We start from the raw sequence: 15,579 nt of genomic DNA on the forward strand, positions 1-15,579 counted from the left end.
GCACCCACCACCCACAGGGGACATCCGGCTCTTGATCTTAAGTATCGAACTATTAGCCCGCGCTCAGATTGATCTCGAAGCTGTATCGGCTGGCCCGGTAGACGTGGCTGCCGTACTCCAGGGCCCGGCCGCCCGCGTCCCAGGCCGTTCTGGTCATGGTCAGCAGTGAGGCGCCGCGTTTCTCCTGCAGCACCTTGGCCTCGGCGGCGGTGGCCGAGCGGGCCCCGATCACCTGGGTGGCTGTGCGCGGCGTGAGGCCGCCCGAGCGCAGCAGCTCGTAGAGACCGTGGCCGGCCAGGTCGTGGCGGGTGAGGGGGAGCACGTCGAGCGGGATGGCGTTGTGCATGAGGGCCAGCGGTTCGCCGCCGGCGTAGCGCAGCCGTTCGATCCACGTGACGGGCGTGCCGGGCGCGATCTCGAGGCCGGTGGCGACGGTGTCGGAGGCGGGCATCACTTCGAGGCGCAGCACTTCGGTGCGGGGGGCGCGGTCACCGGCGACGAGGTCGTCGTAGAGGCTGGACAGCTCGACCGGGCGGCGCACCTTGGGGTGCACGACCTGGGTGCCGACGCCACGCTTGCGGACGAGCATGCCGCGTTCGACGAGATATTGGATGGCGCGGCGGGTCGTGGGGCGGGACACGCCGAGCCGTTCGGCCAGGTCGACCTCGTTCTCGATGCGGGCGCCGACACCGATCTCGCCCTTCTCGATGAGTTCCTGCAGACGCGTCGCGACCTGGAAGTACAACGGCACGGGACTGCTCCGGTCGACCTCGTCCGGACGAATGCGACCTTGTAGATCGGACGGCACCGCGACCCCTCGCTCCCCGAGTTTGTCCTGACAAGCTACCTCAGTTTGTCATGACAAAGTATTGACGTACGCCGGTCGAAGTTATTACATCGAAGTCAGCGAACCTGGTGTCACCGATTCGTCACCGCGCCGTAACGAGCACGGCAACGGGCGCGCCGCCGCGTGCCCACATCCCTCGATCTCGCTGCGTAAAGGGCCGGAGGCCGCCGCATGCCCGCCGACGAGGTACTGACAATGGGACGCATAGGCGTCGACCTGTACCCGCAACAGACCGGAGTGTCGCTGCGCGAGGTCCGGACCTTCGAGAAGTTCCTCGGCGGCAGCGCGTCCAATGTGGCGGTGGCCGCGGCCCGCTACGGCCGGCGCTCGGCGGTGATCACCCGCACCGGCGAGGATCCGTTCGGCGAGTTCCTGCACGACGCGCTGCGCGGCTTCGGGGTGGACGACCGCTTCGTGACACCGGTGTCGTCGCTGCCGACGCCGGTGACGTTCTGCGAGATCTTCCCGCCGGACGACTTCCCGCTGTACTTCTACCGCTTCCCCAAGGCGCCCGACCTGGAGATCCATCCGTCCGAACTGGATTACGACGCGATCCGGGCAGCCGACATCTTCTGGGTCACCGGCACGGGGTTGTCGCAGGAGCCTTCCCGTACGGCCACCCTCGACGCGCTGAAGTATCGCGGTAAGTCGGGCACCACCGTTTTCGACCTCGACTACCGGCCCATGTTCTGGCGGTCGAGGGAGGAAGCGCGGCACTGGTACGCCCGTGCGCTGCCCCATGCCACCGTGGCCGTGGGCAACGTGGATGAAACGGACACGGCGGTGGGTGCCCGCAAGCCGGACGAGGCCGCGCAGAAGTTGCACGAGGCCGGGATCGAGCTGGCGGTGGTCAAGCAAGGACCCGCGGGTGTGCTCGCGTCCGACGGGACGAACCGGACCGAGGTCCCGCCGGTGCCGGTCGACGTCGTCAACGGCCTCGGCGCCGGTGACGCCTTCGGGGGCGCCCTCTGCCACGGCCTGCTGGCCGGGTGGGAGCTCGAGGCGACGATGCGCTTCGCCAACGCCGCGGGAGCCATCGTCGCCTCGCGCCTGTCCTGCGCCGACGCCATGCCGACGGAAGCCGAAGTCCGTGCCCTGATGGGGGAGTCCACGCATGCCTGATCTCGACGACCTCCTGGACATCCGCACTCGCCGCCCGGCCGCGATCGCCGCCGCCGCCTCGGCCCGGCGCAAGCCGGCGTCGCTGTTCGGCCCGCACGGCCGGCTGATGATCATCGCCGCCGATCACCCGGCCCGCGGCGCCCTGCGAGCCGGCGACGATCCCCTGGCGATGGCCAACCGTGTCGACCTGCTGAGGCGCATCCGTACGGCGCTGGCCCGGCCCGGTGTGAACGGCGTGCTCGGCACCCCCGACATCCTGGAGGACCTGCTGCTGCTGGGCGCGCTCGACGACAAGGTCGTGATCGGCTCGATGAACCGGGGCGGGCTGGCCGGCACGGCGTTCGAGATCGACGACCGGTTCACCGCGTACGACGCGCAAAGCATCACGACCGCCGGGTTCGAGGGCGGCAAGATGCTGCTGCGCATCGACCCGGACGACGCGGGCACGGTGTCGACGCTGGAGGCGTGCGGGTCGGCGGTCAGCGCGCTGGCCGCCCGGCGGCGGATGGCAATGGTGGAGCCGTTCATCGCGCACCGCGTCGACGGGCGGGTCCGCAACGAGCTGACCGCCGAGGCGATGATGCGCGCGATGGCCGTGGCGGCCGGTCTGGGCACGACGTCGGCCTACACCTGGCTCAAGGTGCCGGTGGTGCACGACATGGAGCGCGTCATGGCCGCGACCACGCTGCCCGCGCTGATCTTGGGCGGGGAGGGGGAGGCGGCGTACGGGGAATGGCGGAAGGCTCTCGACCTGCCGACCGTGCAAGGGCTGGTGATCGGGCGGTCGCTGCTCTATCCCGCGGGCGGCTCGGTGAGCGACGCCGTCGACCGGGCGGTGAGCCTGCTGTGAGGTCCTTCGTGAACCCGGTGATGCCCAGCGGCAGCACGGCCGGCAAGCCATTCGATGTGGTCGTCACCCCCGAGAACGCCGGCTGGGACTACAGCGGGCTGCGCATCCTGGATCTGCCGGTGGGCGCGCGGGCCACATTGCTGACCGGCGACGACGAGATGCTCGTGCTGCCGCTGGCCGGTGGTTGCGACGTGACCTGCGACGACGAGCGGATGACACTGACCGGCCGCCGGTCGGTCTTCACCCGGGTCACCGATTTCGCCTACGTGCCGCGCGAGGCCACGGTGACCGTACGGGCGCCCAACGGGGGACGGTTCGCCCTGCCCTCGGCCCGTGCAACCCGGCGACTGCCTTTCCGGTACGGATCCGCCGACGACGTGGCGGTCGAACTGCGCGGCGCGGGGCAGGCCAGCCGGCAGGTCAACAACTTCTGCACGCCGAAGCGGTTCGAGGCGGACCGGCTGATCGCGTGCGAGGTGCTCACCCCGGGCGGCAACTGGTCGTCCTACCCGCCGCACAAGCACGACGAGGCGGGCGAGGGGGAGTCGTCGCTCGAGGAGATCTACTACTTCGAGGTCGCGCAGTCGCCGGCGGGCACCGCGGGCTGCGCCTTTCAGCGGGTGTACGGGCACCCCGACCGGCCGATCGACGTGTGCGCCGAGGTGCGCAGCGGCGACGTGGTCCTCATTCCGTACGGGTGGCACGGCCCGTCGATGGCCGCGCCCGGCTACGACCTCTACTACCTCAATGTGATGGCCGGCCCCGGCGAGCGCGAATGGCTGGTGCGCGACGACCCGGCGCACGGCTGGGTGCGGGCCTCCTGGAGCGGCGTCGACGTCGACCCGCGCCTGCCCCTGACCTCCAGCAAGGAAAGGACGCGGTCGTGAGACTCACCGTAGGGCAGGCCGTGGTGCGGTTCCTGGCCAACCAGTGGACCGAGCGGGACGGTGTGGAGCGCCGGGCGGTCGCGGGCTGCTTCGGCATCTTCGGGCACGGCAACGTCGCCGGTCTGGGCCAGGCCTTGTTGCAGGCGCAGCGCACCGGCGAGGCCGACCTGCCGTACCGGCTGGCCCGCAACGAGCAGGCCATGGTTCACGCGGCGGCGGGCTTCGCCCGGATGAGCAATCGGCTGCAGACGTACGCGTGCACCGCCTCGATCGGCCCCGGCTCGACCAACATGCTGACCGGCGCGGCCCTGGCCACAGTCAACCGGCTGCCCGTGCTGCTGTTGCCGTCCGACGTCTTCGCCACCCGGGTCGCGCCGCCGGTGCTGCAGGAGCTGGAGGACCCGGGCGGTTACGACGTGTCGGTCAACGACGCGTTCCGCCCGCTGTCGCGCTTCTTCGACCGGGTGTGGCGGCCCGAGCAGCTGCCTGCGGCCCTGCTGGGCGCCCTGCGGGTGCTGACCGATCCGGCCGAGACGGGTGCGGTCACGATTTGCCTGCCGCAGGACCTTCAGGCCGAGGCGTACGACTTCCCGGACGCGTTGTTCGCCAAGCGCGTCTGGCACGTGGCCCGCCCGCCGGCGGAGGCGTCCTTCGTGTCGCGGGCGGCGGCTGTTCTGAAGACAGCGCAACGCCCGTTGATCATCGCGGGTGGTGGTGTCATCTACTCGGAGGCGTCGGCCGAGCTCGACCGGTTCGCCCGCGCGACCGGCATCCCGGTGGCCGACACCCAGGCCGGCAAGGGCGCGTTGAGCTGGGACCATCCGCAGTCGGTGGGCGGCGTCGGCTCGACCGGCAGCCCGGTCGCCAACCGGCTGGCCCGCGAGGCCGACGTGATCATCGGGGTCGGCACCCGTTACAGCGACTTCACCACCGCTTCCCGCACGGCGTTCCAGAACCCGGACGTCACGTTCGTCAACATCAACGTGGCCGGGTTCGACGCGGTCAAGGAGTCGGCGTATCCCATCGTCGCCGACGCCCGCGCCGGGCTCTCCTCGTTGCTGGCCGCGCTCGACGGCCGTCGCTTCTCAGCGGATTTCTCGGCCGACGTCGTGTCGTGGCAGGCCACGGTCGACCACGCGTATCACCTGGGGCACGGGCCGCTGCCGGCCCAGACCGAGGTGATCGGGGCCGTCAACGACGCCTGCGGTGCGCGGGACGTCGTCGTGCAGGCGGCCGGCAGCCTGCCCGGCGACCTGCAGATGCTGTGGCGGGCCCGTGACCCCAAGCAGTATCACGTCGAGTACGGCTACTCCTGCATGGGCTTCGAGATCGCCGGCGCGCTCGGCATCAAACTGGCCGACCCCAGCCGCGAGGTCTTCGCCATGGTGGGCGACGGCTCCTACCTGATGATGGCGCAGGAGATCGTGACCGCCGTGGCCGACGGCATCAAGCTCGTGATCGTCCTCATCCAGAACCACGGGTTCGCCTCGATCGGGTCGCTGTCGGAGTCGCTCGGCTCGCAGCGGTTCGGCACCAGCTATCGCTACCGCGGGGCGAGCGGCGACTACGACGGCGGTCACCTGCCCGTCGACCTGGCCGCCAACGCCGAATCGCTGGGCGCGAACGTCATCCGCTGCCGCACGATCGCCGACCTGGCCGACGGGCTCAAGCGGGCGCGGGAGGCCGACCGCCTCACCGTCGTGCACATCGAGACCGACCCGCTGGCTCCCGTGCCGTCCTCCGAGTCCTGGTGGGACGTGCCGGTGCCGGCAGTTTCCGCTTTGACCTCCACGCAGGAGGCGCGCACGGCCTACGACGCCGCCAAGCGCCTCCAACGCCCCTATCTGTAAGGACTGTCATGGCAACGATCGAGCACTGGATCGGCGGCGAGTTCACCGCGGGCCGTTCCACCCGTACGGGCCCGGTCTTCAACCCGGCCACCGGGCAGAAACAGCACGATGTCGTGCTGGCCTCGTCCGCCGACGTCGACGCCGCCGTGGGCGCGGCCCGGACGGCGTTCGAGGAGTGGAGCCAGGCCTCGCTGAGCAAGCGCACCAAAATCCTGTTCAACTTCCGGGAACTGGTCAACGCGCGGGTCGAGCCGCTGGCCGAGATCGTGTCGGACGAGCACGGCAAGGTGCTCTCGGACGCGGCCGGCGAGGTGCAGCGCGGACTCGAGGTGATCGAGTTCGCCTGCGGCATCCCGCAGCTGCTCAAGGGCGAATACAGCGACCAGGCCTCGTCCGGCGTCGACGTGTTCAGCTTCCGCGAGCCGCTCGGGGTGTGCGCCGGGATCACGCCGTTCAACTTTCCGGCCATGGTGCCGATGTGGATGCACCCGGTCGCGATCGCCTGCGGCAACACCTTCGTGCTCAAGCCCAGCGAGCGCGACCCGTCGGCGTCGAACTTCGTGGCCCAGCTGTGGCGCGAGGCCGGGCTGCCCGACGGCGTCTTCAACGTGTTGCACGGCGACAAGACCGCGGTCGACGGCCTGCTGCAGCATCCGGACGTCGCGGCGATCTCGTTCGTCGGGTCGACCCCGATCGCCCGCTACATCCACGACGAGGCGAGCAAGCGGGGCAAGCGCGTGCAGGCCCTGGGCGGGGCCAAGAACCACGCGATCGTCCTGCCCGACGCCGACCTGGATTTCGCCGCCGGTCACCTGACCGCGGCCGCGTTCGGCTCGGCCGGCGAGCGGTGCATGGCGATCTCGGCCGCGGTGGCCGTCGGCGGCGCCGGGGACACACTGGTCGACCTGGTCAACCGCAAGGCGGGCGAGGTCGTGGTGGGCAGCGGACGCGACCCGGCCAGCGAGATGGGCCCGGTCGTCACCGCTGCGGCCAAGCAGCGCATCGAAGGGCTGATCGAAAGCGGTGAGCGCGAGGGGGCCAAGGTCACCGTGGACGGGCGCGGGCTGACCGTCCCCGGTTACGAGGAGGGCTTCTTCGTCGGGCCGACAGTGATCGACCAGGTCGAGCCGTCGATGGAGGTCTACCGCGAGGAGATCTTCGGGCCGGTGCTGTCGGTCGTGCGCGCCGACAGCGTGGACGCGGCCATCGAGCTGATCAACAGCAATCCGTACGGGAACGGAACCGCGATTTTCACGTCGAGCGGGGAGGCCGCGCGGAGGTTCCAGCGGGGTGTGCGGGTCGGGATGATCGGCATCAACGTCCCGATCCCGGTGCCGATGGCCTACTACAGCTTCGGCGGGTGGAAGGACTCGCTCTTCGGCGACAAGCACATCCACGGTCCCGAGGGCGTCTCGTTCTACACCCGCGGCAAGGTCGTCACCGCGCGATGGCCGCACGTCTCCCACTCGTACGACGCCTCCCTGCACTTCCCCACCTCTTCGTAAAGGGCTGCTCATGGAAGAAATCCGTCACCTGCAACTCGGTAGCTGCCCCGACTCGTGGGGGGTGTGGTTCGCCGACGACCCGCAGCAGACCCCGTGGTCGCGCTTCCTCGACGAGATGGTTGCGTCGGGCTATTCCTGGCTGGAGCTCGGCCCGTACGGGTATCTGCCGACCGATCCGGCTCAGTTGCGCGACGAACTGGGGCGGCGCGGGCTCAGCGTCGCCGGTGGGACCGTGGCCGGAGCCGGTGGGCCGCACAAGGACTTCGACGCCGTGGTTGCCGCCGCTCGGGACGTCGCCGCCCTGACGGCCGCCGTGGGTGGGCAAAATGTCGTATTTGTGCCAGTGCCGGGCTATCGCGACGACGTCACCAACGCCTATCTGGAGCCGGCCGAGCTCGACCCGGACGCCTGGCGGGCACTGGTGACCAACTCCAACACCCTGGGCAAGATCCTGCTCGAGGAGTACGGCGTCCACATGCGGTTCCACCCGCACGCCGACTACCAGGTGGAGACGCAGACGCAGACCGAGCGTTTCCTCGCCGACACCGATCCCCGGTACGTCTCGCTGTGCCTGGACACCGGGCATCTGGCGTACCGCAAGGCCGACGTGCCCGGCATCATCCGGAAATACCCGGACCGGATCGGCTACGTGCACATCAAGCAGATGGACCCGGTCATCGCCGAGCGCGCCGTCAAGGAGGACCTCGCGTTCGGCAAGGCCGTGGCCCAGGGCGCCAGCGTCGAACCCCCGGCCGGCGAGCCCGACGTGCCCGCAGTCCTCGACGCCCTCAGCGAGCTCGACGCCGAACTGTTCGTCGTCGTCGAACAGGACATGTATCCGGTCGAGTTCGACGTGCCGCTGCCGATCGCGCAGCGCACCCGCACCTATCTCAACTCCGTCGGCCTGCACTCCCGTCCCAACTCAGCAGGAGAGAAGATATGACCCCTCGGACCCGCACCTTCCGAATCCTCGCCGCCGGCGCGGCGGTGATGCTGGCCGCCGCCGCATGCAGTGGCGGCGGCCGTGAGAAGACCGACGACACGGGCACCTCCGGCGGCGGCAACGCGGCCGGCAGCTCCGGATACACGATCGCCTTCATCACGCACGAGACGCCCGGCGACACGTTCTGGGACAAGGTCAAGAACGGCGCCAACCAGGCCGCGAAGGATACCGGCGTCACCCTCAAGTACTCCAGCGATCCGGAGGCCCCCAAGCAGGCCGTGCTGATCCAGAACGCGGTCGACTCGAAGGTCAGCGGCATCGCCACCACGCTGGTCACCCCCGATGCCCTGGCCGGCGCGGTCAAGGCGGCGACCGACGCGAAGATCCCGGTGGTCGGCTTCAACTCCGGCATCAACGAGTACCAGAAGCTGGGCGCGCTGATGTACTTCGGCTCGGACGAGACCGTGGCCGGCACCGAGGCCGGCAAGCGGCTCGCCTCGCAGGGCGTCAAGCACCCGCTCTGCGTGATCCAGCAGACCGGTTCGGTGGCCCTCGAGGCGCGTTGCGCGGGTGTCAAGAGCTCCGTCCCCGGCACCGAGAACATTCAGGTCAACGGGGCCGACGACGCCGCCGTGACGTCGACCCTGCAGGCCAAGCTGGCCCAGGACAAGTCGATCGACGCGATCGTCACGCTCGGCGCGCCGCAGGCCCTCGACGCGATCAAGGCCAAGGAGCAGTCGGGCAGCCAAGCCAAACTGGTCACCTTCGACCTCAACGAGCAGGCCGCCACGGAGATCAAGAACGGCAACATCGTGTTCTCGATCGACCAGCAGCCGTACGTGCAGGGCTACATGGCCGTCACGTCGCTCTACCTGAACCTCAAGAACGGCAACGACATCGGCGGCGGCCGCGCGGTTCTCACCGGTCCGTCCTTCGTGGACAGCGCGAACATCGACAAGATCATTCCGTTCACCAAGAACAACACCCGGTAGGCGGGGATGACGTCATGAGCCAGACTCTCGAGGCGCCCGCGCCGGCGCCTTCCGAACCCTCCAACCGCGTACGGATGGGGCTCGCGCAGCGGTTGCTGTCCCGCCCCGAGATCGGCGCCCTCGTCGCGGCCGTCATCATCTTCATCTTCTTCCTGATCGCCGCACCCTCGTTCCGCTCGGCCGAATCGTTCTTCACGGTGCTCTACCAGTCGTCGGTGATCGGCATCGTGGCCGTCGGCGTCGGGCTGCTGATGATCGGCGGCGAGTTCGACCTGTCGGCCGGTGTCATCGTCTACACCGCCGGCCTGTTCACCTCGATGTTCTGCTGGTACTACGGGGTCAACCTGTGGCTCGGCGCCGCCCTGTCGCTGGTCTTCTGCCTGCTGATCGGCTTCCTCAACGGCTACCTGGTGATGCGCACCGGCATCCCGAGCTTCCTGATCACCCTGGGCACGTTCTTCGTGCTGCAGGGGGCCAACCTCGGCGTCACCAAGCTCGTCACGGAGACGGTCTCCACGCCCGACATCAGCGGCATAGACGGGTTCGACTCGCTCGGCACGGTCTTCTCGTCGAGCTTCAAGATCGGGTCGGTGACGATCTGGACCTCGGTGCTCTGGTGGGCCTTCTTCGTGCTGCTGGCGGCCTGGATCCTGCAGCGCACCCGGATCGGCAACTGGATCTTCGCGGTGGGCGGCAACCCGGACAGCGCCCGGGCCGTCGGGGTGCCGGTAGTCCGTACGAAGATCGGGCTCTTCATGGCGGTGTCGTTCCTGGGCTGGTTCGTCGGCATGCACCAGCTCTTCCGGTTCAACACGCTGCAGGCCGGCGGCGGCGTCGGCAACGAGTTCCTCTACATCATCGCCGCGGTCGTGGGCGGCACCCTGCTCACCGGCGGCTTCGGCAACGCGATCGGCGTGGCCATCGGCGCGTTCATCTTCGGCATGACCAGCCTCGGCATCATCTACGCGGGCTGGGACCCGAACTGGTTCAAGGCCTTCCTCGGCGTCATGCTGCTGCTCGCCGTGCTGGTCAACCTGTACGTCAAACGGATGGCCACCGCCAGGAAAGTGGGCTGACCATGACCGACACCCTGGCCTCGCACGCCGATCAGACGTTGCACAAGGGCGACCCGCTCATCGAGATGGAGGAGGTCGGCAAGTCGTACGGGGCGATCCGCGCGCTGCGGGGCATCAACCTGCGTGTCGGCGCGGGCGAAGTGACCTGCGTGCTCGGCGACAACGGCGCCGGCAAGTCGACCCTCATCAAGATCATGTCGGGGCTGCACCCGCACAACGAGGGCAGCCTGCGCGTGGACGGCAAGGACGTCTCGTTCGGGTCTCCCCGTGAGGCCCTCGCGTACGGCATCGCCACCGTCTATCAGGACCTGGCGGTCGTGTCGCTGATGGAGGTCTGGCGCAACTTCTTTCTCGGCTCCGAGCTCACCGCGGGCAAATATCCGCTGGCCGGGCTCAAGGTGAAGCAGATGCGCGAGATCGCCGATCAGGAACTGCGCAAGATGGGCATCGTCGTCAAAGACATCAACCAGCCCATCGGTACGCTCTCCGGCGGTCAGCGGCAGTGCGTGGCGATCGCGCGGGCCGTCTACTTCGGGGCGCGCGTGCTCATCCTCGACGAGCCGACCGCGGCGCTGGGCGTCAAACAGTCAGGCGTCGTGCTCAAATATGTGGCCGCGGCCCGGGACGCGGGGCTGGGCGTCGTCTTCATCACGCACAACCCGCACCACGCGTACCTGGTCGGCGACCACTTCGTGATTCTGAAACTGGGCCGGATGGCGCTCGACAAGACCCGCCAGGAAGTCGGGATCGACGAGCTCACCCAGCAGATGGCGGGCGGCGACGAGCTGGCCGAGCTGTCCCATGAGTTGAAGCGGTGATCTGGATGCTTCGCGTGGGAGTCATCGGCACAGGCATGATCGGTCAGGATCACATTCGGCGGATGACCTCGGTTCTGGCCGGGGTTCAGGTCGTCGCGGTCGCCGACGTGGATCTTGAGATCGCCGGCTCCGTCGCCGGCCCACTGGGCGCTTCCGTGCACAAGTCGGGCGAGGCGCTTATCGCCGACTCATCGGTCGACGCCGTGGTGGTCTGCTCGTGGGGGCCGACGCACGAACAGTACGTGCTGGCGGCGATCGCGGCGGGCAAACCCGTGTTCTGCGAGAAGCCCCTGGCCACGACGCAAGAGGCGTGTCTGCGGATCCTCGAGGCGGAAGTCGCGCACGGCAGCCGGCTCGTGCAGGTCGGCTACATGCGGCGCTACGACGCGTCGTACCGGGCACTCAAAGCCGTGCTGCGCTCGGGTGAACTCGGAGCGCCGCTGATGATGCACTGCGCGCACCGCAACGCCAGTGTGCCCGGTTTCTACGAGAAGGAAATGGCGATCACCGACACCGCCGTCCACGAGATCGACATGGTCCGCTGGATGTTCGGCGAGGAGATCACCGCCGTACGGGTGCTGCGCCCCCGCCGCAGTGCCAACGGCGGCGACCTGCAGGACCCGTTGCTGCTGCTCTTCGAGATGGAGAACGGCGCGCTGGTCGACGTGGAGACCTCGGTCAACATCCGGTACGGGTACGACATCCGCGGCGAGATCGTGGGGGAGAACGGCACGGCCGCGCTCGGCTCGCTCAGCCCCGTACAGGTGCGCGTGGCGGGCAGGACGTCCGACCCGGTGCCGACCGACTGGCGGGAACGCTTCCTGACCGCGTACGACGTCGAGTTCCAGGAGTGGATCGACTCGCTGCGCACGGCCGGGCGGCCCATCGGGCCCAGCGCCTGGGACGGCTACGCGGCCGCGGTGGTCTCCGACGCCGGGGTGGCCGCGCTCCGCTCCGGCGAGAGGGTCCCGGTCAGCCTGACCGACCGGCCCAAGCTGTACGCCCCGGAGGTCCCCGCATGAAGATCGCGCTTGATCCGTACATGTTGCGGCGCGTTCCGCTTCTGGAACTCCCGCGCGTGGTGGCCGACCTCGGCTATCACCACATCGAACTGTCACCCCGCGACGACTTTCTCCCGTTCTTCCTCCACCCCCGGGTGGACAAGGCGGGCGTCGCGGCATTCCGCAAGGCGCTGGCCGATGCCGAGGTGTCGGTGGCGTCGGTGTTGCCGCTCTACAAGTGGTCCGGTCCGGACGAGGACGAGCGGCAAGCAGCCGTACGGTATTGGAAACGGGCCATCGAGATCACCGTCGACCTCGGCGTGGACGTGATGAACTCCGAGTTCAACGGCCGTCCTTCTCAGGCGGCGCAGTCGGAGGCGCAGTTCTGGCGCTCGATGGAGGAACTGCTCCCGATCTTCGAGCGCGAAGGCGTGCGGCTCGTGCTCGAACCACACCCCGACGACTTCCTCGAGGACGGCCTCGGCGCGGTCAACCTGATCCGTGGCATCAACTCCGAGCTGGTCAGCTTCCTCTACTGCTGCCCCCACACGTTCCACCAGGGCGGCAACCTGGCCGAGATCATCCGGTACGCCGGTCCGCTGCTCACCCAGGTGCACATCGCCGACTCGTTCGACTTCCGCGCCTCGTCGGGCCTGCGCTACATCGTCAACCCACCCGGCTCCCCGGCCCGCATCCACCAGCACCTCGACATCGGCCAGGGCGAGGTCGACTGGGACCAGTTCTTCACCTCCCTGCACGAGGTCGGCTTCGACGGCATCGCCACCGTCTGCGTCTTCGCCTGGGAGGAGCGGGCCGAGGACAGCGCCCGCTACAACCTGAGCCAGATCACCCAGTACCAGCAGAAGCATGCGTAGAGCAGGGGGTCGCCCGCTGGGCGACCCCCGATCTCAGGCTTCGGTCAGCGCGACGAAGCGCTGCAGGTAGAGCGTCCAGCCCTGGTCGTCGGCGACGCCGTCGCGCAGCGACTCCCAGCCCGGGCCGTGGCGGTCGAGGTGGCGGTGCTCGAGCTCCACCCGCGTACGGTCCGGGGTCTCGGGGATGAAGCGGACCTCGACCTCGCTCGTGTTGGCCAGATCGGTCTCGAGGGTCCACTGGACGCCGATGTCCCAGCTGAAAACGACCCGGTGCGGCGGATCGTAGGCCAGCACCCGCGCCCAGGCCCACACGCGGCCGTCCTCCACGACGTCGTAGATGCGGCCGCCGACCTGCCGCTCGAACACCGTCTCGGTGATCGGTGAGTCCAGCAGATTGTGGTCGCGTGGCTTGATGTCGCCGAACCGCGTCGTGAACAGCTCGAACGCCCGCTCCAGCGGCGCCTTCACGACGACCTGGCGCAGCACTGCCTGCTCGGTTGCCTCGGTCATGACTTCCCCTCGTCCTGCTCCGGTGCCTCGGACAAGGCGTTCCCCTCGTCCTCGACGATCTCCTCGAAACCCTGCAGTGTCCGCTTCCAGAACATGTCGAGCTGGTCGCGGAGTGCGGAAACTCCCGCCGGGTTGAGCCGATAGACCCGCCGCGTGCCCGCCGCCTCGTCGTCGACCAGCCCCGCGTCCTTGAGCACCTTGAGGTGCTGGGACACGGCGGGCCGGCTGATCGGCAACGTGTCGGCCAGCTCGCCCACGGCCCGGGGTCGCTCGGCCAGGCACTCCACGATGGCGCGCCGGCTCGGATCCCCGAGAATCTCCCACCCGTCGGGTCTTTGGTAAGTACCCACGAACGGTAAGCTACGACTTACCGATGCCGCCGTCAAGCGTTTCGGGATCGACAGCGGCTACGCATGTCCGGCAGCATGCCGTGCATGGCGGGGGAAGCATGGGCGACGCTGACGTCGCTGGGCGGGGTCGCCCTGGGCGGCGGGCTGTCGTTCCTGGTGCAGCGCACCACACAGCAGACGGCGGCTCGGCTGGAACAGTCCAAACAGGAGAGCGTCCGCACCGAGGCCCGCCGCGCCGAGCGGCTGGCCCTGCTGGAACGCTTCATCACCGTCGCCGCGGACGCGGAACGATGCGCCTTCAGCCGCCCACCGGAGTGGGTGGAGGGCGACGAGTGGCATGCACCCACCCAGGCCGTGATGAACCGCTTCTGGGTCGAGGAGCGCATGATCCGTGTCCTGTTCCCGGGCCCGGTCCACGACGCCGCACGCGCCTACTTCCTCGTGCTCAACGGGGCGGTCTGGCAAGGTCTGCCCGAGGGCCGCACGGTGGGCGAAGTGATCGAGGAACCGCACCTGAAGTTCCTCGACGCCGCCCGCAGCGCCCTCTGAACGGTCACTGTCTGGGCGGTCTCGGCGATCGTGTCCGCGATCGGGCGGGTCTTCCAGCCCTGCGGGCGTTCGGCCTTGGCCGTGGCGTCGAGGTCCCGGCTGATCAGGGCACGCGGGTTGCGCACCTGCGGGTTGACCCGGGCCAAGCCGAAGGCCCCCAGCAGCGGCATCTCCCGGGTCGGCACCTTTGGCCGCGCGTTCGCCGTCCAGCTCACCGGAGCCCTCAGGCGCGCCGGCCCCGACCGCACACAGCGGGTCCTCACCTCCATCCTGGACGGCCTGGGCTCCCACGCCACCCGCCATCACCCGCGGCCGCTGCTGGGCCCGCTCCGCGGCTGCTGCTGGGCCCGCTCGGGGACCGCTTCGCGGCTGCTGCTGGGCCCGCTCCGGGCCCGCTCCGCGGTCGCTGCCCGGCTCCTCCGGCGCCCCGCGTCGTTCGCCGCGCTGATCGTCAAATTCGCGTTGGTCAGCTGACACACAACTGTCATGGGTAGCCGACGCGGCCACTGGGGATTGATGAGGCAACGTCAACTCGAGGGAGCAAGTCACATGACCGTCACCGGAATCATCACCGCGCTCATCGTGGGTCTGATCGTCGGCGCGCTGGGCCGGTTGGTCGTGCCCGGCCGGCAGAACATCCCGATCTGGCTGACGATGCTCATCGGTGTCGTCGCGGCCTTGCTGGGCACCGTGATCGCCCGCGCCGCGGGGGTCAACACCTCCGGCTTCAGCGTGCTGGAACTGGTCATCCAGGTGGTCCTGGCCGCCGTGGGTGTGGCCATCGTCGCAGGCACGGCCGGCCGCCGCGGAGGCCGCGCACTGCGCTGACCGCAAGCCGCAGCCCCGGCCGCCGAGCCGTTCGCCCCGATGCGTCGCGGGCATGGCCGGCCGCCGGGGCCGCCGCGTTGATGCGGTCGCCACGGGAAGCCGCCCACCGCGCCCGCCGCGACGCCCCGCAGCGCCCCGCCGGACCCGCCGCAGCGCCCGTCAGGGTCACCGCAACGCTCCGCCCGGCCCGCCGCAACGCTCCGCCCGGCCCGCCGCAACGCTCCGCCGGGCCCGCCGCAGCGCCCCGTGGCGGTCACCGCAACGCCCCGCCCGGGGTCACTGCAGCGCTCCGCCGCAACGCCCCGCCGGTTCACCACAACGGCCCGGTTCGCCGCTACACCCGCCGGGTCATCCCAACGCCCCACCGGTCACCGCTACCGCCCGCCGGGTCACCGTGGCGCCCGAACGCTTCTGACCGCCCGGTTCTTGGCGCCGGCTCACGCCGAGTTGCCGCGGAGCGGCGTTCTGCCCCGTGCCCGTGCCTCTGTTGTGATCAAGGGTCAGCTGATGCAGTTCGCAGCCCAAGCGCCGGTCAGGCGGGCTGTCCAAGGCCGGCGATGGCGAGCAGGTCGGCCT

General features: G+C 69.5%; 17 protein-coding genes. 14 read left to right on the top strand and 3 right to left on the bottom strand.

The window, feature by feature from the left end:
* Positions 1–52: 52 nt before the first annotated feature.
* Positions 53–751 (bottom strand): GntR family transcriptional regulator, encoded by a 699-nt coding sequence (locus BKA14_RS03020; RefSeq protein WP_239092940.1) that lies wholly within the window; start codon positions 749–751, stop codon positions 53–55.
* A 291-nt stretch (positions 752–1,042) separates the two neighbouring features.
* Here BKA14_RS03020 and iolC point away from each other — a divergent pair, with 291 nt between their 5' ends.
* The 11 genes from iolC to BKA14_RS03075 are packed head-to-tail and all read left to right on the top strand — an operon-like array spanning position 1,043 to position 12,766.
* Positions 1,043–1,969, top strand: coding sequence for a 5-dehydro-2-deoxygluconokinase (iolC, locus tag BKA14_RS03025; RefSeq protein WP_239092942.1), 927 nt, complete (start codon positions 1,043–1,045; stop codon positions 1,967–1,969).
* Positions 1,962–2,819 carry a Cgl0159 family (beta/alpha)8-fold protein gene (locus BKA14_RS03030; RefSeq protein ID WP_184949410.1) on the top strand — a complete coding sequence of 286 codons (858 nt, stop codon included), beginning with the start codon at positions 1,962–1,964 and terminating at the stop codon, positions 2,817–2,819. Before iolC ends, BKA14_RS03030 begins: the two co-directional genes overlap by 8 nt.
* Positions 2,816–3,706 carry a 5-deoxy-glucuronate isomerase gene (iolB, locus tag BKA14_RS03035; protein WP_239092944.1) on the top strand — a complete coding sequence of 297 codons (891 nt, stop codon included), beginning with the start codon at positions 2,816–2,818 and terminating at the stop codon, positions 3,704–3,706. The genes BKA14_RS03030 and iolB overlap by 4 nt, the downstream gene beginning before the upstream one ends.
* Positions 3,703–5,556 carry a 3D-(3,5/4)-trihydroxycyclohexane-1,2-dione acylhydrolase (decyclizing) gene (gene iolD / locus BKA14_RS03040; RefSeq protein ID WP_203722363.1) on the top strand — a complete coding sequence of 618 codons (1,854 nt, stop codon included), beginning with the start codon at positions 3,703–3,705 and terminating at the stop codon, positions 5,554–5,556. Before iolB ends, iolD begins: the two co-directional genes overlap by 4 nt.
* A gap of 8 nt (positions 5,557–5,564) precedes the next feature.
* Complete coding sequence (locus tag BKA14_RS03045; RefSeq protein ID WP_184949412.1) at positions 5,565–7,061, top strand: CoA-acylating methylmalonate-semialdehyde dehydrogenase; 1,497 nt, start codon at positions 5,565–5,567, stop codon at positions 7,059–7,061.
* Between the two features lie 10 nt (positions 7,062–7,071).
* Positions 7,072–8,004: a TIM barrel protein gene (locus BKA14_RS03050; protein WP_184949413.1), complete on the top strand. Its 933-nt coding sequence runs from the start codon at positions 7,072–7,074 to the stop codon at positions 8,002–8,004.
* Positions 8,001–8,996, top strand: coding sequence for a sugar ABC transporter substrate-binding protein (locus BKA14_RS03055; protein ID WP_184949414.1), 996 nt, complete (start codon positions 8,001–8,003; stop codon positions 8,994–8,996). Before BKA14_RS03050 ends, BKA14_RS03055 begins: the two co-directional genes overlap by 4 nt.
* A 14-nt stretch (positions 8,997–9,010) precedes the next feature.
* A complete protein-coding gene (locus BKA14_RS03060) occupies positions 9,011–10,072 on the top strand; it encodes an ABC transporter permease (protein WP_184949415.1) in 1,062 nt (353 codons plus the stop codon).
* A gap of 2 nt (positions 10,073–10,074) precedes the next feature.
* Complete coding sequence (locus BKA14_RS03065) at positions 10,075–10,890, top strand: ATP-binding cassette domain-containing protein (protein ID WP_184949416.1); 816 nt, start codon at positions 10,075–10,077, stop codon at positions 10,888–10,890.
* Positions 10,891–10,895: 5 nt separating this feature from the next.
* Positions 10,896–11,912, top strand: a complete 1,017-nt coding sequence (locus BKA14_RS03070; RefSeq protein WP_184949417.1) for a Gfo/Idh/MocA family protein — start codon at positions 10,896–10,898, stop codon at positions 11,910–11,912.
* A complete protein-coding gene (locus BKA14_RS03075; protein ID WP_184949418.1) occupies positions 11,909–12,766 on the top strand; it encodes a sugar phosphate isomerase/epimerase family protein in 858 nt (285 codons plus the stop codon). Before BKA14_RS03070 ends, BKA14_RS03075 begins: the two co-directional genes overlap by 4 nt.
* Before the next feature lie 33 nt (positions 12,767–12,799).
* Here BKA14_RS03075 and BKA14_RS03080 read toward each other — a convergent pair whose 3' ends face one another.
* Together BKA14_RS03080 and BKA14_RS03085 are read right to left on the bottom strand one after the other, a co-directional pair.
* Positions 12,800–13,276, bottom strand: a complete 477-nt coding sequence (locus tag BKA14_RS03080) for an SRPBCC family protein (RefSeq protein WP_184949419.1) — start codon at positions 13,274–13,276, stop codon at positions 12,800–12,802.
* Complete coding sequence (locus tag BKA14_RS03085) at positions 13,273–13,626, bottom strand: ArsR/SmtB family transcription factor (protein WP_184949420.1); 354 nt, start codon at positions 13,624–13,626, stop codon at positions 13,273–13,275. Before BKA14_RS03085 ends, BKA14_RS03080 begins: the two co-directional genes overlap by 4 nt.
* A gap of 84 nt (positions 13,627–13,710) precedes the next feature.
* On the opposite strand from BKA14_RS03085, the gene BKA14_RS03090 reads away from it, so the two are divergent.
* The 3 genes from BKA14_RS03090 to BKA14_RS03100 all read left to right on the top strand — a co-directional run bounded on the left by BKA14_RS03090 (position 13,711) and on the right by BKA14_RS03100 (position 15,003).
* Entirely contained in the window at positions 13,711–14,175 is a 465-nt protein-coding gene (locus tag BKA14_RS03090; protein ID WP_203722365.1) for a hypothetical protein, read from the top strand.
* A gap of 30 nt (positions 14,176–14,205) precedes the next feature.
* Entirely contained in the window at positions 14,206–14,649 is a 444-nt protein-coding gene (locus tag BKA14_RS03095; RefSeq protein WP_184949421.1) for a hypothetical protein, read from the top strand.
* A 75-nt stretch (positions 14,650–14,724) separates the two neighbouring features.
* The gene (locus BKA14_RS03100) at positions 14,725–15,003 is read left to right on the top strand and encodes a GlsB/YeaQ/YmgE family stress response membrane protein (protein WP_184949422.1); all 279 of its coding nucleotides are present in this window, start codon (positions 14,725–14,727) and stop codon (positions 15,001–15,003) included.
* The last annotated feature ends 576 nt before the right edge of the window (positions 15,004–15,579 follow it).

This window comes from Paractinoplanes abujensis, assembly GCF_014204895.1.
GTDB lineage: Bacteria > Actinomycetota > Actinomycetes > Mycobacteriales > Micromonosporaceae > Actinoplanes > Actinoplanes abujensis.

Coding starts and splice junctions, on each gene's coding strand:
- BKA14_RS03080 (WP_184949419.1), bottom strand. CDS start 13,276: ATGACCGAGGCAACCGAGCAGGCAGTGCTGCGCCAGGTCGTCGTGAAG.
- BKA14_RS03075 (WP_184949418.1), top strand. CDS start 11,909: ATGAAGATCGCGCTTGATCCGTACATGTTGCGGCGCGTTCCGCTTCTG.
- BKA14_RS03045 (WP_184949412.1), top strand. CDS start 5,565: ATGGCAACGATCGAGCACTGGATCGGCGGCGAGTTCACCGCGGGCCGT.
- BKA14_RS03055 (WP_184949414.1), top strand. CDS start 8,001: ATGACCCCTCGGACCCGCACCTTCCGAATCCTCGCCGCCGGCGCGGCG.
- BKA14_RS03070 (WP_184949417.1), top strand. CDS start 10,896: ATGCTTCGCGTGGGAGTCATCGGCACAGGCATGATCGGTCAGGATCAC.
- BKA14_RS03030 (WP_184949410.1), top strand. CDS start 1,962: ATGCCTGATCTCGACGACCTCCTGGACATCCGCACTCGCCGCCCGGCC.
- BKA14_RS03060 (WP_184949415.1), top strand. CDS start 9,011: ATGAGCCAGACTCTCGAGGCGCCCGCGCCGGCGCCTTCCGAACCCTCC.
- BKA14_RS03100 (WP_184949422.1), top strand. CDS start 14,725: ATGACCGTCACCGGAATCATCACCGCGCTCATCGTGGGTCTGATCGTC.
- BKA14_RS03050 (WP_184949413.1), top strand. CDS start 7,072: ATGGAAGAAATCCGTCACCTGCAACTCGGTAGCTGCCCCGACTCGTGG.
- BKA14_RS03090 (WP_203722365.1), top strand. CDS start 13,711: ATGGCGGGGGAAGCATGGGCGACGCTGACGTCGCTGGGCGGGGTCGCC.
- iolC (WP_239092942.1), top strand. CDS start 1,043: ATGGGACGCATAGGCGTCGACCTGTACCCGCAACAGACCGGAGTGTCG.
- BKA14_RS03065 (WP_184949416.1), top strand. CDS start 10,075: ATGACCGACACCCTGGCCTCGCACGCCGATCAGACGTTGCACAAGGGC.